The sequence below is a fragment of the Sinanaerobacter sp. ZZT-01 genome (assembly GCF_035621135.1).
Classification (GTDB): domain Bacteria; phylum Bacillota; class Clostridia; order Peptostreptococcales; family Anaerovoracaceae; genus IOR16.
The window spans coordinates 572,999-591,590 of sequence record NZ_CP141728.1 but is presented as its reverse complement, the minus strand read 5'-3'; the positions used below and the strand labels follow the sequence as shown (position 1 = coordinate 591,590).

Annotated in this window: 22 protein-coding genes and 1 pseudogene; 21 read left to right on the top strand and 2 right to left on the bottom strand. The window is 38.7% G+C overall.

Annotation, left to right across the window (positions count from 1 at the left end; all coding sequences use genetic code 11):
* Position 1: 1 nt before the first annotated feature.
* From U5921_RS02905 to U5921_RS02815, 19 genes are all read left to right on the top strand, one after another.
* The gene (locus U5921_RS02905) at positions 2 to 400 is read left to right on the top strand and encodes a DUF2634 domain-containing protein (protein WP_324824982.1); all 399 of its coding nucleotides are present in this window, start codon (positions 2 to 4) and stop codon (positions 398 to 400) included.
* Complete coding sequence (locus U5921_RS02900; RefSeq protein WP_324824981.1) at positions 400 to 1,455, top strand: baseplate J/gp47 family protein; 1,056 nt, start codon at positions 400 to 402, stop codon at positions 1,453 to 1,455. The genes U5921_RS02905 and U5921_RS02900 overlap by 1 nt, the downstream gene beginning before the upstream one ends.
* Entirely contained in the window at positions 1,415 to 2,095 is a 681-nt protein-coding gene (locus U5921_RS02895; RefSeq protein ID WP_324824980.1) for a putative phage tail protein, read from the top strand. Before U5921_RS02900 ends, U5921_RS02895 begins: the two co-directional genes overlap by 41 nt.
* Entirely contained in the window at positions 2,095 to 2,901 is an 807-nt protein-coding gene (locus U5921_RS02890; RefSeq protein WP_324824979.1) for a hypothetical protein, read from the top strand. Before U5921_RS02895 ends, U5921_RS02890 begins: the two co-directional genes overlap by 1 nt.
* Positions 2,902 to 2,912: 11 nt before the next feature.
* The gene (locus tag U5921_RS02885; RefSeq protein WP_324824978.1) at positions 2,913 to 3,311 is read left to right on the top strand and encodes a hypothetical protein; all 399 of its coding nucleotides are present in this window, start codon (positions 2,913 to 2,915) and stop codon (positions 3,309 to 3,311) included.
* A 185-nt stretch (positions 3,312 to 3,496) separates the two neighbouring features.
* Positions 3,497 to 4,951, top strand: coding sequence for a hypothetical protein (locus U5921_RS02880; protein WP_324824977.1), 1,455 nt, complete (start codon positions 3,497 to 3,499; stop codon positions 4,949 to 4,951).
* A gap of 14 nt (positions 4,952 to 4,965) precedes the next feature.
* Positions 4,966 to 5,397, top strand: a complete 432-nt coding sequence (locus U5921_RS02875; RefSeq protein ID WP_324824976.1) for a hypothetical protein — start codon at positions 4,966 to 4,968, stop codon at positions 5,395 to 5,397.
* 185 nt (positions 5,398 to 5,582) lie between these two features.
* Positions 5,583 to 6,437, top strand: coding sequence for a hypothetical protein (locus U5921_RS02870; protein WP_324824975.1), 855 nt, complete (start codon positions 5,583 to 5,585; stop codon positions 6,435 to 6,437).
* Positions 6,438 to 6,502: 65 nt separating this feature from the next.
* The gene (locus U5921_RS02865) at positions 6,503 to 6,730 is read left to right on the top strand and encodes a hypothetical protein (RefSeq protein ID WP_324824974.1); all 228 of its coding nucleotides are present in this window, start codon (positions 6,503 to 6,505) and stop codon (positions 6,728 to 6,730) included.
* Positions 6,731 to 6,990: 260 nt separating this feature from the next.
* Positions 6,991 to 7,623 (top strand): M23 family metallopeptidase, encoded by a 633-nt coding sequence (locus U5921_RS02860; RefSeq protein ID WP_324824973.1) that lies wholly within the window; start codon positions 6,991 to 6,993, stop codon positions 7,621 to 7,623.
* A gap of 15 nt (positions 7,624 to 7,638) precedes the next feature.
* Positions 7,639 to 7,923: a hypothetical protein gene (locus U5921_RS02855; RefSeq protein ID WP_324824972.1), complete on the top strand. Its 285-nt coding sequence runs from the start codon at positions 7,639 to 7,641 to the stop codon at positions 7,921 to 7,923.
* On the top strand, positions 7,913 to 8,161 hold the full coding sequence (locus U5921_RS02850) for a phage holin (protein WP_324824971.1): 249 nt from the start codon (positions 7,913 to 7,915) through the stop codon (positions 8,159 to 8,161). Before U5921_RS02855 ends, U5921_RS02850 begins: the two co-directional genes overlap by 11 nt.
* A gap of 256 nt (positions 8,162 to 8,417) precedes the next feature.
* Complete coding sequence (locus U5921_RS02845) at positions 8,418 to 8,576, top strand: hypothetical protein (RefSeq protein ID WP_324824970.1); 159 nt, start codon at positions 8,418 to 8,420, stop codon at positions 8,574 to 8,576.
* Positions 8,577 to 8,924: 348 nt separating this feature from the next.
* On the top strand, positions 8,925 to 9,761 hold the full coding sequence (locus U5921_RS02840; RefSeq protein ID WP_324824969.1) for a pirin family protein: 837 nt from the start codon (positions 8,925 to 8,927) through the stop codon (positions 9,759 to 9,761).
* Positions 9,762 to 9,859: 98 nt separating this feature from the next.
* Positions 9,860 to 10,426 (top strand): NADPH-dependent FMN reductase, encoded by a 567-nt coding sequence (locus U5921_RS02835; RefSeq protein WP_324824968.1) that lies wholly within the window; start codon positions 9,860 to 9,862, stop codon positions 10,424 to 10,426.
* 343 nt (positions 10,427 to 10,769) lie between these two features.
* A complete protein-coding gene (locus U5921_RS02830; protein WP_324824967.1) occupies positions 10,770 to 11,150 on the top strand; it encodes a BlaI/MecI/CopY family transcriptional regulator in 381 nt (126 codons plus the stop codon).
* Positions 11,147 to 12,937, top strand: coding sequence for a M56 family metallopeptidase (locus U5921_RS02825; protein ID WP_324824966.1), 1,791 nt, complete (start codon positions 11,147 to 11,149; stop codon positions 12,935 to 12,937). The genes U5921_RS02830 and U5921_RS02825 overlap by 4 nt, the downstream gene beginning before the upstream one ends.
* 85 nt (positions 12,938 to 13,022) lie before the next feature.
* On the top strand, positions 13,023 to 13,385 hold the full coding sequence (locus tag U5921_RS02820; protein WP_324824965.1) for a BlaI/MecI/CopY family transcriptional regulator: 363 nt from the start codon (positions 13,023 to 13,025) through the stop codon (positions 13,383 to 13,385).
* A 2-nt stretch (positions 13,386 to 13,387) separates the two neighbouring features.
* Positions 13,388 to 15,337 carry a M56 family metallopeptidase gene (locus U5921_RS02815; RefSeq protein WP_324824964.1) on the top strand — a complete coding sequence of 650 codons (1,950 nt, stop codon included), beginning with the start codon at positions 13,388 to 13,390 and terminating at the stop codon, positions 15,335 to 15,337.
* A gap of 1 nt (position 15,338) precedes the next feature.
* On the opposite strand, the gene U5921_RS02810 is transcribed toward U5921_RS02815, so the two are convergent.
* Positions 15,339 to 16,559 (bottom strand): DUF2812 domain-containing protein, encoded by a 1,221-nt coding sequence (locus tag U5921_RS02810; RefSeq protein ID WP_324824963.1) that lies wholly within the window; start codon positions 16,557 to 16,559, stop codon positions 15,339 to 15,341.
* Positions 16,556 to 16,882, bottom strand: a complete 327-nt coding sequence (locus U5921_RS02805) for a PadR family transcriptional regulator (protein WP_324824962.1) — start codon at positions 16,880 to 16,882, stop codon at positions 16,556 to 16,558. The genes U5921_RS02810 and U5921_RS02805 overlap by 4 nt, the downstream gene beginning before the upstream one ends.
* A gap of 226 nt (positions 16,883 to 17,108) precedes the next feature.
* Between U5921_RS02805 and U5921_RS02800 the strand changes: the two genes are divergently transcribed.
* Entirely contained in the window at positions 17,109 to 17,759 is a 651-nt protein-coding gene (locus U5921_RS02800) for a peroxiredoxin (protein WP_324824961.1), read from the top strand.
* A 303-nt stretch (positions 17,760 to 18,062) separates the two neighbouring features.
* Positions 18,063 to 18,554 (top strand): annotated as a pseudogene (locus U5921_RS02795) (GyrI-like domain-containing protein); the annotation flags it as partial.
* Positions 18,555 to 18,592 lie beyond the last annotated feature (38 nt).

The following is an 18,592-nucleotide window of genomic DNA, read 5'->3' as shown; positions in this document are numbered from 1 at the left end:
GATGATACCAGAACGAACAGATGATTTGAGGCAGGACTTTTCCCTCGATGTCATATCAACAAGCAAGACCTATCACATTTCTAAAAATCGGATTTTTGGATTTGTAGACGGTAGGGAAGCGATGGAGCAGGCGGTTTATAAAATTCTCAGTACGGAGCGTTATAATTACATCATTTACAGCTGGAATTATGGTGTAGAGCTCACTGAATTAATTGGAAAGCCAATGGTTTATATCGCACCGGAATTGGAACAAAGGATTACAGAAGCATTGACGCAGGATCAAAGGATTCTAAGCGTAGATGCTTTTTCTTTTGAAACCAAAAGAAGCAGTATGTTAGTTTCATTTACAGTTCATACCATTTTCGGAGATGTGAAAGCGGAAAAGGAGGTAAGTTATTAATGTTTGAATCCATTACTTATGAGACCCTTTTAAAGCGCATGCTTGACCAGGTGTCAAACAATGTGGACAAGAGAGAAGGATCAATCATTTATGATGCACTTGCGCCGGCAGCGGCAGAATTAAAAAATGCCTATATTCAGTTAGATGTTATTTTAAATGAAACTTTTGCCGATACAGCAAGCCGAACGTATTTGATTAAGAGAGCAGCGGAAAGAGGTATTGTTCCATACGAAGCAACACAAGCAATACTAAAAGGAGAATTTAATACAGATATACCGATTGGACACCGATTCAGCTTGGATACATTAAATTACACTGCCATTGAAAAAATGGAAACTGGAGTTTATAAAATGCAGTGTGAAACGGCAGGAAGAATCGGCAACAGCAAAACAGGAAATTTGATTCCAATTGACTATATCAAAGGACTGACTTTTGCCAGACTAACAGAATTGTTGGTTCCCGGTGAGGATGAAGAGGATACGGAGTATTTAAGAAAAAGATATTATGACAGCCTGGATACAAAAGCATTTGGAGGAAACATTCAAGATTACAAGGGAAAAGTTTCTACAATAAGCGGAGTGGGTGGCGTGAAGGTCTATCCGGCATGGAATGGAGGTGGCAGCGTAAAATTGGTTCTGATTAATTCGGAATATCAAAAACCAAGCAGTGAATTGATTTCTATTGTTCAAACAGAGATAGATCCCATTCAAAATCAGGGGAAAGGACTCGGCATTGCACCCATTGGTCATATCGTTACTGTAGAAGGCGTTAAAGAATCAGTGATTCCTATTTCGACAGCGATCACTTATCAAGATGGATGGGAATGGAATGACGTAAAAGATTATGTGTTTGAGACAGTTGACCAATATTTAACAGAATTAGCTCAGGATTGGGCGGATAGTGATACGGTGATTGTAAGAGTCAGCCAGATTGAAACACGTCTTCTAAATATACCCGGGATTCTAGATATTTCTAAAACAGCAATCAATGGAGAAGAGAAGAATTTGGTACTGGATGCAGACAGTATTCCGAAACGGGGTGAGTTCGCTGGATAGGAAAATAAAATTAGTTAATTATTTACCGCAGATTATGGGTGAGATTTTAGAATTTAAGGAACTCACCGAAGCAGAAACGACAGAGATGGTGAAGCTGTATCATGCGATACAACTTGTCGCAGACGATCAGTATGTAGAATCTGCAACAGAAAACGGTGTAAAGCGGTGGGAATCTATTTTAAAGATTTTGCCAAAAGGTACGGACTTATTAGAAGAGAGAAAGTTTCGCATTGTAACGAGACTGAATGAAAAGCTTCCGTATAGTTATCGTATGCTTTTACAGCAACTGGAAACCATTTGCGGGAAAAGTGGCTATACGGTTGAATTAAAAGAAGATGAATATAAATTGATTGTAAAGGTAGCATTGACTGTGAAATCAAATTTCGATGATGTAGATTTATTGTTGCATAGGGTTGTACCGGCAAATTTAGTGATTGATTTGAGTTTGAAGTACAACCAGCATTCAACTTTAGAGAAATTTACACATGCAAAATTAGCATCTTACACACATGAATTTTTGAGAAATGAGGTAATTGATCTGAGTTTGGAGTACAACCAGCATTCAACTTTAGAGAAATTTACACACGCAAAATTAGCATCTTACACATATGGATTTTTAAGAAATGAGGTGATTGCATAATGGCTAAGAAAACGAAAAATTATAACCTGAAAAAGCCGGAGCCAATGGACTTTTACAATGTTGAGCTTCAAAATGATAATATGGATATTATTGACACAGAACTAAAAAATCTAAACGAAAAAGCAGATTCCAAGGCACCAATAACCGATCCTGTTTTCACAGGCACACCAAAGATAGGCGAAAAACCAATTGCAACAACAGACCAAATTCCAGCATCGGTAACGGTGGTTAATGCTCTAACTGAAACAGTACCGGGTAAGGCGTTGGATGCAGTGAGGGGAAAGGAATTAGATGGAAAACTTGTCGAGGTAACTAATAAAGTTGATAATTTAGATTCTACTGCAATGTCTGTTAGTGAAGCGGTTAAAGTAGCTTATGGACTATCTACTGATAATGCAAATGTAGACAAGGTGTTACAAGCAGCTAGGGATTTAATTACGTCAAATATAAACCTTGCAAATACCAAGACTAGGATTGCAACAGGATCATACACAGGGTTAAATGGGACATCAAGAATTATTTACGTAGGAGTAACACCGAAAGTGCTGATGGTTACAGCATGTACATTAGTGAGTGGGGATTACTTAAGTCGTGCCCTACCCGAGGACTTAGTAATAGGGGTTTATCCTACAACGCATGCCGCCACGCATGCTTCTGTATCGTCATCCGCCGACTACTACACTACGAGCGTGAAACTGCAGTGGACAAGTACTGGAATGATTATTTCACATGATAAGCCAAATGTGTCACCATCCGTCATTATGGACCATGGCAACTATCAATACAGCTGGATTGCATTTTTTTAGGAGGTTATAAAATGATTGTACTAAGCAATAAGGGGTTTGAGACACACTCAATGCACCCCAACGAAGACTGGACTGGTAAAGCTCTCTATGTGGTTGAGGATGAATCAGACTTAGCAAACAAAATACAGAGATTGTATCCCCACTATGATTTCGTAGTAGAAAATGGGCAATTAGTAGATGTGATTGAAATAGAAAAGCCACCACTGACCGATGAAGAGAAAATACAGCAGTACGATGAACTATCTATTCAGTACATACACGAAAAGTACAGTTATGACGAAGAAAATAAAACCATGAGAGAGTATTTGTCGGACATGACTAATGAGCAGTGCAAAGTCGCATTTGATACATACAATACTTACGTTGAAGAGTGTAAGACTAGAGCTTACACAGAAGTGTATGGTAATTAAATAAGCAACTTAGAAAACGCAATCAAGCGTGTTTTTGGTACGATATAAGTGTAATTGAAACACCACAAAAAAGGTAAAAACAGTTGCACTTAATTTTATATTGGACGGACATTGACACGATGATTGTACAGTTCAGTCAGATTGAAATACATACATGAAAAATTAAGAAATGAGGTTAATGTATAATGGCTAAGAAAACGAAAAATTATAACCTGACAAAGCCGGAACCAACGGACTTTTACGATGTTGAGGTTCAAAATGGTAATATGGATATTATCGATGAGGAATTAAAAAAAGCGAATGAGAATGCGGGGGATATGTCTAAGTCTACTTATGACAAAAACGGTGACGGCGTTGTAGATAATGCAGAAAAGATCAATGGAAAAACAGATGCACAAATAATGGAAGAATCAAGAAAGATATCATCTCAGCTAGCAACTGACTTAGGAATAGGAGATACACCAAATGTAGAGGCAGCAATTGGGAGGGTAAAAACATCTTTATCGGATTTACAACCCAAAACAGATAGTGCTTTAAATGCAAGTAATAAGACAGTGGTGGGAGCTATTAATGAGATTAAAGAATTAAGTACACTGTCAGAAGAAACAAAAGCATTATACGGTGGGGTAGAGTCTGTGGATGAGGCGTTACAAATTGCTGGTGGTCTTGTTATGGCTGATAATGTTAGTTATATTCAGATTAATTTGTGTTATCCAGATACTAATACACCGGTGCCACAACAATATGGATTTACGTTATCTGGAACTGGTGTAAATTTTAAGTTTACAACCGATGGAGTTAGTCAAAATAAGACGTTCTTTGTTCCTCTTGGGACTTATACATTAATACAATCTGTTGTTCCAAATATGCCATTTGAAAGAACGAATAAATCTTTTACTTTGACACTTGGAACCAAAATACTTATTGTTAATGCATTTGGTTATGTAAAAGATGTGTTTTTAAGATCCTCTGTTTCAGGTAGTCTTGATATGGGAGCTTTGAGTTATTTTAGTAATATTCAGGCTTGTGTTGTTGGTGGTGGTTCATCCGGACAAAGAGGTTTGGGAGGGGGTGGTGGAGGGTACGTAACAAATGTCACATACCCAATATCTAAAATAAAGACTAGTTATTATCGAGCTGTAATTGGTCAAGGTGGTGCGGCTGGTGAAGGTGTACGTAATGGTGGTGGTTCATCTTTGGATATAGGGACTAATTCAATCACTGCTCCGGGTGGTAATGGTATTAACGGCGGTTCTGGTGGTGGAGGATGGTTGTCTAATGGCGAAGGTGGAGCTGGTGGGTCTAATGGAGCTGGCGGTAGTGGTAAGAATGCTGGTAAAGGACAGGGAACCAGTACGCGGATTTTTGGAGATTCGTCAATGCAAGCTAGTGCAGGAGGAGGTGCGGGTGGAGCCTTCAATAGTGATAAGACACACACTCTAGGCGGTGATGGTGGACGGAAAGGTGGAGGTGCCGGTGGGGAATTAAATGATGGAAAAGAAATTGGACAAGGTGTAGGCGGTAAATCAGCAACATATTATGGTTCTGGTGGAGGTTCTGCCGGAGATAATGAATGGGGATATGATAGAGGGCAGGGAGCTGGCTATCAAGGTGTTGTTGCGTTACGCTTTAATAGATAAAGAGGGTGAATAGAATGGATTATGCAATTATAGAAAACAATAAAATAACCAACGTCATCGTATCGGACAAAGATTTTGCAAAATCAACAGGAGCGATCTGCTGTGAGGGATTACCTATTGGAATTGGTGACGAGTTTGAGAATAGAAAATTTAAAAAGCTTGTTACTGACTATGATAAAGATGGTATCAAGATTAGTGAGCATTATAAATACTATGATGCCCCATCAGACGAGCTGAAACCAACACTGGAAGAACTACAACAGAGATATGATACGTTGTCTATCCAGTACATACACGAAAAGTACAGTTATGACGAAGAAAACAAAATCATGAGAGAGTATTTGTCGGACATGACTAATGAGCAGTGCAAAGTCGCATTTGATACATACAATACTTACGTTGAAGAGTGTAAGATTAGAGCTTACACAGAAGTGTATGGTAATTAAATAAGCAACTTAAAAAACGCAATCAAGCGTGTTTTTGGTACGATATAAGTGTAATTGAAACACCACAAAAAAGGTAAAAACAGTTGCACTTAATTTTATATTGGACGGACATTGACACGATGAGTGTACAGTTCAGTCAGATTGAAATACATACATGAAAAATTAAGAAATGAGGTGATTGCATAATGAGTAGAAAAACGAAAAATTATAACCTGACAAAGCCGGAATCAACGGATTTTTACGATGTTGAGGTTCAAAATGGTAATATGGATATTATTGACACAGAACTAAAAAATCTAAACGAAAAAGCAGATTCCAAAGCACCAATAACCGATCCTGTTTTCACAGGCACACCAAAGATAGGCGAAAAACCAATTGCAACAACAGACCAAATTCCAGCATCGGTAACAGTGGTTAACAGTCTTGACGAAACTGTACCGGGTAAGGCGTTGGATGCGGTACAGGGTAAGGAATTGGCTGAACAACTTACTAATGTTTCAAATAAGATAGATAATATTCCAATTGCAACGAATATTATAAATGGGTTGATGAGCAAAGAAGATAAAACAAAGCTGGAGGGGCTAATATTACAGGGTCTATTTCAAGATTTATTTAATGCAGGACAAGTAGTTCCTTGGGAATATATAGAGTCGTATAGTCCATGTGAAGGAAGTATTACAAATGAAAAAATGTCTTCAAATACATTTATGCCTACATCAGGAACTGCATATGCTGGATTTTGCACTGCTAATAAAGTAGACTTATCTGAATTTAATTATGTGAAATTTGATAGGGGATCGGGAAGTAGTTCAAGAGCAGGTGTGGACTACTATATGGCTATATCAAATGATAATACAGCGTCAAAGAATGGAGAAGTAGCGTCCCTTTTAATATCAAAAGATGGGGGTGTTAATGCTATAAACATTTCAAATTTAACTGGTAAATATTATATAAAAGTATTAGGTTTATCTTCATATACAACATATGGAGGAACAGCAAGTTTAAATGTATATAAAGTAATCTTAGAAAATTCAAATTAAAATAAGGTAAATTATGGATATTTAAAAGATAAAACTTGAAATAGAAAATAATGGACATGATGTGAATGACTTTGAAATCAAAATATTTGAGAATGGGTCCTAAATGGTATTATGAAAATAAACAAATAGCAAAACAAGAAGATGAACCTATTATAGAAGATTTAGAATCTGTTGCTGAATTGACTACATTTACAAGTATGGATAAAGATGAGATTGCAGAAGCGTTAGTCATGGCATTGCAAAGAATTGATAAATTGGAGGAGAAAATAAATGGTCAAACTATGGGTATATAAAGTTGATTCAGGATTAAATACTATTGATGAAGTTCCTGGAAGGTATTTAGAAGCGGTGAAAAAAGAAATGAGTATTATTCAATAAACTAATTAGTTGTTAAACAGCACGCAATATGGCGTGTTTTTTATACAATTATGTAGCCTTAAAGTAATTTAGTAGAAAGATAGAGTAGTGCTTAATTAAAATTTTAAAAGAAAAAAAGCGAAGGAATTTCAATCTCCTTCGCTTTTTCTTTTCTCAAAAGGGGGAAGGAGGAAAAGTGAAAATACAGTTTAACAGCCTGCCAGTTTTTCCCTTGCGGATTACCAGCCGGTTCGGATTCAGAAATACAGGGTTAGAAGGTGCCAGTACTTACCATAGAGGTATTGATCTTGGCAGGAATTTTTCGAAGGCTGAAACAGAGATCTTGTCCGTCGCCGATGGGACGATATCGAACAATTACTGGAATAATACCCGTGGCTGGGTAGTTATCATAGATCACGGAAATTTTAAAACGCTGTATCAGCATTTAAAAACGAAATCACCGTTAAGAGTGGGGGAAAAAGTACAGGCAGGACAGCCAATCGGGCTGATGGGAGCCAGCACAAAGACAATTCGAAACATGGCGATGCATTTACACTTAGAGCTAATTGTAGGCGGGCTGCGAATTGATCCGGAGCCTTATCTAAAAAACATTGTAAAGAAGGTGGAAGATTTGACGGAAGAAGAGACGAGAAAAATTGTAAAAGAGGAAATAAAGCAAATTTTAGAGGGCAGAGAAAGCAAGGTGGCAGAATGCTTTCAAGAAGTTTGGAGCGATGCACAAGGATTAGGGTATACCGACGGGAGCAGGCCGGGCGGATATACGACCCGTCAGGAAGTCGTTTCCATGATTCAGAGGTCAAAAAAGTAAAAAGTGGGTGAATGGGTGGATATACAGACAATTTTTTTATTAATTGCAATTATAGGGTGTTTTGTTGGCTTGGCCGGATGGATTTCAGGCAGAGACAATCGGATTGGTACAGATTCGGAATGGCGGGGAACTGTGAACGGAAAATTAGATGCTCTGCTGGGAATCAGCAAAAGGGTGGACAAGCTGGAAGAAAAAGTTGAAGATCAGGGTAAAGTACTAGCCGTTGTTGAACAGTCTACAAAATCCGCACATCATCGAATCAATGAACATATCGGAAGGGAGCATTTACATGAAGATTAATTGGAAATTACGTTTTAAAAACAAGGCTGTCTTAACAGCCTTGTTTGCTTGCACGGTAACATTTATATACCAAATATTTGGTATATTCGATATCACCGTTTCTATTTCAGAAAATGAAATCATACAAATTATCAGCGTATTCTTGAATTTCCTGGCTGCTTTAGGAATATTGATTGACCCGACTACAATGGGCATGAACGATAGTGAAAGTGCACTTACTTATCAAGAACCGAAATAGGGAAACTGCATTCAGATGACGTAGCTGGGTCGAATATGCAATTCTTTGTTTATAAAAAACATACGACACGAAACTATGATATCGAACAGTTTGAGTTTCATGATATAATGAACTAACCGGTACCGGAAATATTTGAATAGGAGGATTGAAGGGTACGTAAATAAAGTGAAATTTTTACTTTAAATAAGAACATATATTCTTTCCGCAAAAAAATAATAGTAACAGCATATGTAAATGTAAAAAGGAAGGCGATTTCATGAGTAATAAAGTAAATATTCAATATACGAAGGACTCGGTGTTAGAAAAAGAGACAGAAAATCAGTTGAAGGAAATAATATTGAATAACAATAGTAAATGGGTGATTGCAATTGAATCTTATTATCTGGGCAGAGAGAGTATAGACAAAAAATCGTAAAATAAAAGTGGGCTGGTGCTTTTTTGCGCCGGCCCGTTTTTTCCGTTTGTATTGACCGCTTTATTGCGTGCAAAAATCAAGGAAGAATTATTTTTCAGATGTTTTTTAATCGAGTATGTATGGTTGTCTGGCATAAAACAAATAAGAAAAGAAGAAAAGCTACGAAAAGAGATTGAAAGATAAGAGACAGGGTATAATTAAAAAAGAAAGACTCAAATAGGAAAGGCTTAAAAAACGATAAAGTAATACTTAGACTGCACAATGGATTGCTGTGTAAAATGGTGAGAATGAAATATAAAAAAGAAAAATTTTTATGATAATCTTCTTTAAGAAAGGAATGACACGGATATGAAAAAACGTGAAATTAGAAAAACAATTCGCGGACAGAGAGCTGTTGACGGTGCGGGTGTCCATTTGGTTCGGGTACTTGGAAACAGGGATGTAAAGGACTTTGATCCCTTTTTAATGCTGGATTCTTTTGATTCAGAAGACCCTGCAGATTACACAGCCGGATTTCCCATGCATCCACACAGAGGAATTGAAACGATTACTTATTTGATTTCCGGTGAGATTGAGCATGAAGACAGCTTAGGGAACAAAGACATAATCCATGCGGGTGAAAGTCAATGGATGACAGCGGGCAGCGGTATTTTACATCAGGAAATGCCGAAGCCATCGGAACGGATGCTTGGATTCCAACTTTGGCTGAACCTTCCGCAGAAAGAAAAGATGGTAGAGCCGGCTTATTTAAGCATGACAAAGGAAATGATGCCGGAAATTGTGAAGGATAACGCTAAAATACGTGTTTTATCCGGAACTTTTGAGGATGCAAACGGTGTCGTTCCCAGACATATTCCTGCTTCTATCGTTGATATTCAGCTTCAGCGTGGCAAAACAATTGAGATTCCGACGAAGTCAGATGAGACAGTCTTTGTATTTTTCATTGAAGGCGATGCACAGATTAATGAGCAGATGATTCCATCAAAAACCGCAGTTTTGTTTGAAGAAGGCGATTGTATTTCCGTATCTGCAAAGGAAGATTCCGATACACGGTTTATTTTCTTTTCGGCAAAGGCGTTGCATGAGCCGATTGCATGGGGCGGACCGATTGTAATGAATACCGAAGAAGAATTGGAAAATGCCTTTGAAGAGCTGCGCAGAGGAGAATTTATAAAGCATAAATAAGTGGGATACTGAAAAAGATAAAAGCAGGTTCCCCTGTATGAAAAAAAGATTATTTGCGGCCGAGTTTTGCGGCTTATGAATAGAGGAAAGGAAAAAATATGAAAAAATTGAAAATAATTGCCATAATTGGCTCATTGAGAAAGGATTCCTATAACCGTCAACTCGCTTTGCTGGCTAAGGATGTGCTTGGAGAAAATGTAGATTTTGAGCTGCTGAATTATGAAGATATTCCTTTTATGAATCAGGATATTGAATTTCCGGCACCCGATTCTGTTCGACGTGTACGTGATGCGGTAAAAGCAGCGGATGGCATTTGGTTTTTTACACCGGAGTATAACCATTATTTTCCCGGTGTTTTAAAAAATCTTCTTGACTGGCTTTCAAGACCGATCAGCAAGAGTGAACCACAGGTGCTTGCAGGGAAGCCGGCAGCCGTCAGTGGAATTACTCCGGGCATGTCGGGAACAGCTATTGCACAGGATCATCTCATTTCACTGATTAGTTTTTTAAATATGAATGTAATGAATGCACCTCGCTTGACAGTACCGAATGCGATGCAGCAGCTGGACGAAGAAGGACGCCTTGTATTGAAGGAGAGCGCCCCTTACCTAAAAGATCAGGCAGAGTCGTTTGTAGCTTTTGTACAAAAGCACCAGCATGTTTAAGCAGATGAAAATTCGGATCGTTTATTCTAAATCGAGGAATTGCAGACCGTTAAAGCTGACATTTTAATAGGAAACGATTAAGAAAACAAGTATGTTGTTCGAAATGAATAATATGCTTGTTTTTACTTTTATAAAAAGTCACTACATCCTTATAGGATCATAGTTTTTGGAATACAAATTCCCTTTGAGCGGTTGCACGCTATCTGCTTGTTAAGCATTTAAACAAGAACGGAAGACGTAAAGGAAAGCATAAAATATAGGGCGCAAAAAAAGGTTGACGTATGTATACCTCGTGTGCTACTGTTAGGTAGACAGTTGTTTACTTAAGAGGGAGATTACATCAATGAAAAAGATTAATTTGTCAGATGGCGAATGGAACATCATGAATATACTATGGAATGAAGCGCCTAAAACCATTACACAGCTTACAGCGGAGTTAAAAGAATCCAAAGACTGGAGTAAGCACACGATTATTACCATGCTTGGGCGAATGGAAGCAAAGGGAGCTGTGAAATATGAGGAAGGGGTAAGAGCGAAGCAATATTATCCGATTGTCGAAAGAGTAGAAACAGCGTTAGAAGAAACGGAAAATTTCCTTGAGAAGGTGTATGCGGGAAGCTTGGGACTAATGGTCAATACGATGGTTGAAAAAAACACCTTATCAAAGAAGGAGATTGACGAGTTGTATGCCATCTTAAAACGGGCAGAGGAGGAAGCAGAATGATAGATATCATCCTATCTTCATCGGTATTGATTTTAATCATACTTGCTATAAGGTTTACATTTCTAGGAAAGATCAACCCGAAAATGCAATATGGCCTTTGGAGTCTCGTTGTTCTTCGAATGCTGCCCATCAGCTGGCTGAATTCAAAGATGCCAGAGAGCAGGCTGAGCGTAATGCATGCAGCAAAAGCAGTTGCAGGAACAATACATGGAGCATCTGAAGCAGAACAACTCATTTTTGCTCCAAAGCAAGGAACTATTTTTAATGATATGCTTTCGGAAGACAGCATAAAAACAGATGCGATGAGGAATGCAAGTGCGCTTTCTTTCATTTCGTCGATCGATTGGCAGCTTGTATTTCTGACAGTTTGGATCATTGGTGCGGTTGCTTTTGGATTGTGGTTTCTGTGGGTTAATTTTAACTTTAATCGACAGTTGATCAAAAAACGTACGTTTCTTATGTCAGTTGGATTGGACGGTGAACCAATTCTAGACACAGACACACTTGCTTTCGGCAATATGCAAACACGTAAGAGAAAATCGTTACCGGTATATATATCGGATGAACTGTGTTCTCCCTGTCTTGTGAGGCATAGGAGAGGAGCCGTCATCTATGTAACAACTGACGTTGCAGAAGATGGGAGAAAGCTTCACTATGCCGTTTTGCATGAATTATGTCATTACAGACAGCATGATTTGTTATGGTCTGCGGTGCGGGGAGCCGTATTGGTTTTCTATTGGTTCCATCCTTTGATCTGGGCTGCCGCGATTATCTCAAAGAGAGATTGCGAGCTGGCTTGTGATTATGAAGTAATGAAGAAAATGAATCAGAAAGAACGGCTGAATTACAGAAGGATTTTGGTCGATTTAATCCGTACCCAAACGAATCAAAAGAATGTGTTACAAGTGGCGTCAAGTATGCATGAGAATGCAGAGGGGATGAAGGAGAGAATGATACTGATCGCAAGAAATAAAAAGAGAAAAGCTTCTACCTTAATCATAGTAATCTTAATTGCGGCCTTGGCAGCTGGATTTACGTTTACCTCAGCACCGGAGTATGTGAAGGAGATCAGTGGGCAGGAAGAACACGCTTTCAATGATTTTACTGTAAAATGGGCGGATGCATATTCTGCAAGAGATGCAAGGAGCATTTATGAAATGTGTGAGAATGAAGAATTATTTTTAACCCTTGGAGAACATACGCAGGGTGGCGGTTATTGGATGGGCGTTTCCAGCCCTTGGCCTTGGAATAAAGATTATGTGATAAATATCCTTGATGACTCTTCTGCTGATATTTATTATTATTACAGAACCTCAAGCCCGACTGTTTTCGTGGCAAAGGAGACGATTACGGTTAATAAAGACAAAAGCGGCTATAAGGTATCACAGGACAATTGGAAGTACTTTGATGAAATTTCGTCGAAAGCAGAGTTTGAGGAAGCGTATCGATTCGGTGTACCGGAACTGATCGAATTTGCTGCGGCTTACCAGCTTCAGGCAGATGACAATTCCGACTACAATGAGGGGAGCAAAGAAATTCTTGAAGATCCGGTTACGGCTGCGATAGAGCAGCTCAATCTTGCAGGTGCGAAAGTCACAGGGATTTATACAGACCCCTATGCGAAAAAGGCAGTCATAAAATTTGCATGGGAAGATGGTGAGGTGTACGTTAATTTAAGCCAGCCAATACTCATTGATGAAGACGATGAAAGTGTAAAAAGACAGGCAACGATATGGGTTGTGGTAAATAAAAACCTTACCAAAGAATTTCGAATGAAAGGGAAATAAATCTTTCTTTTTATCTTGACAAATTTGGTTTATAATTATAGACTAATTAAGAGGTTTATAACTATAAACCAAATTGGGGGATAAAATGGAGAATTTAAAGCTTTGTGAAAGTGATTATCGTTTTATGCTGGTTGTGTGGGAAAATGAACCGCTGGCATCCGGTGAACTTGTGCGATTGTGTGAGGAAAAACTTGGATGGAAGAAGTCAACGACTTATACCGTACTTCGAAAACTGTCTGAGAAGGGACTTCTAGAAAATGAAAACACGATTGTGAGTGCAATTGTTTCAAAAGAAGAGGTGCAGGCTTTTGAAAGTGAATGCTTTGTAGAGCGGGCGTTTAAAGGTTCCCTGCCGCAGTTTCTCACTTCATTTCTGGGTGGGAAGACGATTTCAAGGAAAGAAGCAGATGAATTGAAACGCCTCATTGATGCGCACAAGGAGAGGTGAATATGGACGAACTATTTTTAAAAGTATGCAATATGAGCATTACAGCAAGCTATGTCGTTTTTGTATTACTTGCGATTCGTCTTTTTTTAAGAAAAGCTCCGAAAAAATATTCTTACGTGTTATGGTCAATTGCACTGTTTCGCTTCCTTTGCCCGGTTTCCTTTTCTTCGATGTTCAGTCTTTTTCAGATTAAGCCTTTTGATATGACGGTGGCACAGAGTGGAAGTGGTGCAGGCTTAAATTATATTCCTGCGAATATAGGGCTTATGACTACGCCGAAGGTAACGGTTGGGATTCCGGCTATGAATGCTGCTCTTAGTGAAAGCTTACCGGCTCCTGCTCCATATGCAAGTGCGAATCCTATGCAGATATGGATTTTCATTGGAAGTAGTATTTGGCTGATGGGAATCTTGATTCTTCTCACGTATAACTTTGTGTCTTATGTTCGATTAAAAAATCGTATGGATACAGCGGTATTATGGAAAGAAAATATTTATGAGTCTGATAAAATTTGCTCACCCTTCCTTTTGGGATTTATCCATCCTAAAATTTATATTCCTTTCGGATTGGGAGAAACTGAGCGCACGTTTGTTTTAATGCACGAAAGGTATCACTTAAAACGAAAAGATAATCTTATAAAGCTTTTCAGTTTTTTGGTCTTGCTCTGCCATTGGTTTAACCCTCTTGCATGGCTGGCATATCGGCTTATGGTAAAAGATATGGAGATGAGCTGTGATGAAAAAGTGCTATCAGAAGGAGGAAAGGGGATCGCATATGCGTATAGCATGTCATTATTGTCTTTTGCAGCAAATAGACGGCATTTGGCAGAAAGCCCGCTTTTCTTTGGCGAAATTGGGATACGGCAACGAATAAAAAACGTATTGAGCTTTCAAAAGCCACAGAGATGGGTATCGGTTCTTGCTGTAATTCTTTGTATCATGACAACAGTTGCCTGTGCCGCAAATCCTGTGCAGCAAATAAAAGAAGGTATGAGCGGCGGCGAGATAACGGGAAACTATATATTTGAAGAAGCGCTTTATATGAATCCACTCAGCTCTTTCATGCCTTTTAAGGACTTTAAGGAGTATTATACCTTAACACCGGATTTCCTTATCGTGACCGACGAGAATGGAGAACAGAGAAAATTTCCAGTTTCTTATAATAAAGAGAAAGTAGAGGAGCAAGCGTTTGAGGATTCTTTTTCTATAAAATTCTCAAGTCTTCCTAATATCTCCGACTATAAAGAGCGATACCGATATATGCTGACGGATCTGCCGGATGCAAGAAATTATGGGATTTATCAGATGGACGATGAGGTTTGGATTGCAAGTTTTTATAATGCTGATGATACGAAGCAAGGAGAAAGTTTTTGGAGTATTTATAAAATAAAAAACTTTGACGGAGAAATCCCTTTGCGCAGATCAATACGAGGGAAAACAGATGGCGTTGAAGCATTTCAAGCTTTACAGAAAGGATTTCAATCACAATATACGGATGACCTATGTTATAACATAACACCAGAATATATCGAGAAAAATTCAGATTACAAGATTTTTAAATATGGTGCTTCTTGTGCGTCGTTTTTACTGTATGAGGGAGAGATTTATCCTTTAGGTGAATGGTTTGGTGGGTTTGGAATAACAAGCATGGTGCTTAATGATTTGAACGAGGACGGGAAAGCAGAGCTGTATTTTACTTATTCATGGGGCTCCGGCATTCATCGGTCGCATGCGGCATATTTTGATCCGGCTATAGAACAAGTAGTGGCGTTTACTTATTCCAAGCAAGACGGAGACCTGCTTGTTACGGATAATGATAAAGGAGGTGTATCCCTTTATGATGCAGCCGTATTAACGATGGATAATTTTTCGAATTTTGATATAAAAGGAAGTAAACGGATTTCAGACATTATTTATAGGAACAATGAAATAAAACTGGATTCTTTTTATTAAATTATTTTATGCTGTCTGCAAGAATTTGAGCCCACTCATCGAGTTCTAATGTATAGGAGGGAGAGGTTTGATAAAAAGTAGCCTGCATAACTTTATTTCCCTGCTGGATAATTACAGCTGGAAAAATTTCGGTGTAAGTAACAGAAAAATCAATCCCCAAATCCTGAATCTGCTGTATGGTGCAATTCTTTGAATGCTTTGCTTCAACCACATATTCACGTGCGATTTCCCGAGCGATCCATGGGGACCTTGCATCATAATAATTGATTAGCAAACCACCGGTTATGGCTTTGTTGCCATCCAGTTTGATTGTTGCATTCTCACGGAACGTGATCATCGTCGGTGAAAGCCATCTGGAACGAGTTTTAATAACATTGTAGCGATTGTTTAGGTTCAAGTCATTTTGATGGTAAGTGCCATTAGGGGCAAAATCTCTCATGGTTGCAAAGGGGATAGGCCCCTTATAATCGTTTAAAGATTGCACGTTTGCTGCTGTATTCTCGTTGCTCCATCCAGCAAAAACGAGGACAAGCCAAGTAAAGATGAGGAGGTGGAAAACCACCTCAAGAGACTGATGGGTGCGGGCATGGCGTTTCCAATCTTTTTTGTGATTCGGCATTTCACCAAATGTTAAGCGCTTTTTTAGCTTTTTAAGGTAAAGGAATCTAGCACACGAACGCCACAAAATCCAAAAGAATAACAGAACGCTTAATAAGGCCCACCATGCTCCTATATGGACGGCTAACAGCATTAGATTTCCCCGTAAAAACAGAATTGGATACAGCATAAGCCAAAAGAAGCAAATAATCATATTGGTGCGTTCCTTCTTTTTTACCATGTTAAGTGCAATGGCTTGAACTGCTGGATCGGTATTCAATTCACGTGCATGCAGCTGGCTGGAAGCGTAAATGTAAAATTGCCCTCGTGATGCAATGTAGCTCCAGCCGTAAGATTCATTTAATGCAATCACTTCATCAGTAGGCTCATTCTCATTTTCTATCAAAATTCGGGATTTTTTAGAAATCGGTTCTAAGCGATAACGAATCGTGCAGGGTTTTGCTTTTTCAAAGATTGCAAGGCCGGCGAAGAATCCGTCTCTGCTTAAAAGGAATCCTTTTTTTGCCATATCAGAAAGCCAGCTTTCAGTTCCTTCTACATCATAATTCGGACAAGGTGGCAGGCGGTAAGTATATTTTTTTCTTTGTAAATTCTTGATTTTCATAGTTTCTCCTCGGTGGAATTCTCGCTTTCGGCATCTTCCAAGCATCGGCGCAGTCGAATGATTTCTGTCTGATATGCTGCGATCCCTATCTTTGTAATGTGGTAAGTTCGTTTGCGTCCAACAACTTCAGTTTCTCTTATATATTTTTCACTTTCAAATTTTCCTAAAATAGTGTATAAGGTTGCAGGACCAATTTGTAATTGCCCCTTTGTTTTTTGATCAATAAATGCGGCAACATCAATACCGCACATTGGTTTTTGATTGAAAGCCATGAGGACATAGAACATGGATTCTGTTAAACCTTCCAATGCCTTTCTTGGCATATTTATTCCTCCTGCTCTTACATTTTTTAATATCGTTATATGATATCAATTAATGATATTGTATGAAAGCATAGAGTCTTTGTCAATCTTTTTTTGCTGCTGAAATAATGGAGTTTCTCTCATTTTAGATTGCTCTAATGGTATTTTAACAAAACGATTTTAGCCGTTAGGCATGAAGTAAGGGAATCAGACATAGCATATAAAGAAAGAAGGTGAGTAGATAGAAATGGAAGAAAATCATCTTACAATTGGAATGAAGGCTCCTGATTTTTATGCAGATACGACAATGGGGCCGATGCAGATGTCTGATTATAAAGGAAGCTGGCTTGTTTTTTTCTCTCATCCCGGGGATTTTACTCCGGTATGTACTACTGAATTCATTGCATTCGCCAATGCAAATCCTGCATTTGAAAGCCGGAATACAAAGCTATTAGGTCTAAGTATTGACAGTAACCCGTCCCATTTGGCTTGGGTTTATTCGATTTTTGAAGATACAGGGATTGAGATACCATTCCCGGTTGTGGCAGACCGCATGGGGGATGTGGCAAGATTGTATGGTATGATCGCACCAGATGTCAGTGAAACGCAAACAGTGCGGAATGTGTTTATCATCGATCCGGATCAAATCGTTCGGGCGATACTTACTTACCCTTTAACAAATGGCAGAAACATTCCAGAAATTTTACGTTTGGTGGAGGCATTGCAGACAACTGATGAATACCAGGTAGTGACTCCCGCAAACTGGGTGCCTGGTCAGCCGGTCATGGTGCCGCCACCACGGACGTATGAGCAGCTATTGGAACGGGTTAACAATCCGGGCGGTATGGGTCTGACCTGTGAGGATTGGTGGTGGTGCTATAAGGACATAACAGAGTAAAACAGATTTCGTTACAGCTAGGGTTATATGTGTGTAAAAAATTTGCAAGTGCAGAAGCACCTGCAAATTTTTTTATGTGCTATGGATTACATAGGATTCAGGTTAAATAAGCGAAAGTATATTATTTTAAATAGTAGATTGATTCATAATTTCATAATATGACACACTGTTGTTTGGTTTTATTGGCTATAATAAAGATAGGCTGAAAAGCGCAGAAAAAATTAAATAAGTATCGATCTAAGGGACCGGACGACCGTGGAGTAAAACGAGATACGGTTGTGGCTGCTGAAAGGAGGCTTAGGCATGGCATTTGATTTTAAAAAAGAATATAAAGAATTTTATATTCCGCCGAAGAAGCCGGTTATTGTGGAAATTCCGAAAATGAATTATATTGCGGTAAGAGGGAAGGGAAATCCGAATGAAGAAATCAGTAAATACCAAGAAGCAGTGGAAATGCTGTACGGAATTGCTTATACGATTAAAATGAGCAAAAAGAGTCCATATGAGATAGAAGGCTATTTTGAATACGTTGTACCACCGCTAGAAGGTCTTTGGTGGCAGGAGGGCGTTTCGGGAGTTGATTTTTTGCAGAAAGAGAGATTTCAGTGGATCTCTATGATTCGTCTGCCTGATTTTGTGGACAAGCAAGATTTTGATTGGGCAGTTAAAGAAGCAGGAAATAAAAAGAAAAAAGATTTTTCCGAAGCAGAATATTTTACCTATGACGAAGGCATTTGTGTCCAGTGCATGCATATAGGCTCTTATGACGAAGAGACAAAAACGATACAGGGAATGACGCAAATTAAAAACAGTTTTGCGGCATCCGATTAAAA

Coding starts and splice junctions, on each gene's coding strand:
- U5921_RS02885 (WP_324824978.1), top strand. CDS start 2,913: ATGATTGTACTAAGCAATAAGGGGTTTGAGACACACTCAATGCACCCC.
- U5921_RS02900 (WP_324824981.1), top strand. CDS start 400: ATGTTTGAATCCATTACTTATGAGACCCTTTTAAAGCGCATGCTTGAC.
- U5921_RS02880 (WP_324824977.1), top strand. CDS start 3,497: ATGGCTAAGAAAACGAAAAATTATAACCTGACAAAGCCGGAACCAACG.
- U5921_RS02845 (WP_324824970.1), top strand. CDS start 8,418: ATGAGTAATAAAGTAAATATTCAATATACGAAGGACTCGGTGTTAGAA.
- U5921_RS02835 (WP_324824968.1), top strand. CDS start 9,860: ATGAAAAAATTGAAAATAATTGCCATAATTGGCTCATTGAGAAAGGAT.
- U5921_RS02870 (WP_324824975.1), top strand. CDS start 5,583: ATGAGTAGAAAAACGAAAAATTATAACCTGACAAAGCCGGAATCAACG.
- U5921_RS02890 (WP_324824979.1), top strand. CDS start 2,095: ATGGCTAAGAAAACGAAAAATTATAACCTGAAAAAGCCGGAGCCAATG.
- U5921_RS02830 (WP_324824967.1), top strand. CDS start 10,770: ATGAAAAAGATTAATTTGTCAGATGGCGAATGGAACATCATGAATATA.
- U5921_RS02805 (WP_324824962.1), bottom strand. CDS start 16,882: ATGCCAAGAAAGGCATTGGAAGGTTTAACAGAATCCATGTTCTATGTC.
- U5921_RS02825 (WP_324824966.1), top strand. CDS start 11,147: ATGATAGATATCATCCTATCTTCATCGGTATTGATTTTAATCATACTT.
- U5921_RS02820 (WP_324824965.1), top strand. CDS start 13,023: ATGGAGAATTTAAAGCTTTGTGAAAGTGATTATCGTTTTATGCTGGTT.
- U5921_RS02895 (WP_324824980.1), top strand. CDS start 1,415: ATGCAGACAGTATTCCGAAACGGGGTGAGTTCGCTGGATAGGAAAATA.
- U5921_RS02810 (WP_324824963.1), bottom strand. CDS start 16,559: ATGAAAATCAAGAATTTACAAAGAAAAAAATATACTTACCGCCTGCCA.
- U5921_RS02815 (WP_324824964.1), top strand. CDS start 13,388: ATGGACGAACTATTTTTAAAAGTATGCAATATGAGCATTACAGCAAGC.
- U5921_RS02840 (WP_324824969.1), top strand. CDS start 8,925: ATGAAAAAACGTGAAATTAGAAAAACAATTCGCGGACAGAGAGCTGTT.
- U5921_RS02850 (WP_324824971.1), top strand. CDS start 7,913: ATGAAGATTAATTGGAAATTACGTTTTAAAAACAAGGCTGTCTTAACA.
- U5921_RS02800 (WP_324824961.1), top strand. CDS start 17,109: ATGGAAGAAAATCATCTTACAATTGGAATGAAGGCTCCTGATTTTTAT.
- U5921_RS02905 (WP_324824982.1), top strand. CDS start 2: ATGATACCAGAACGAACAGATGATTTGAGGCAGGACTTTTCCCTCGAT.
- U5921_RS02875 (WP_324824976.1), top strand. CDS start 4,966: ATGGATTATGCAATTATAGAAAACAATAAAATAACCAACGTCATCGTA.
- U5921_RS02865 (WP_324824974.1), top strand. CDS start 6,503: ATGACTTTGAAATCAAAATATTTGAGAATGGGTCCTAAATGGTATTAT.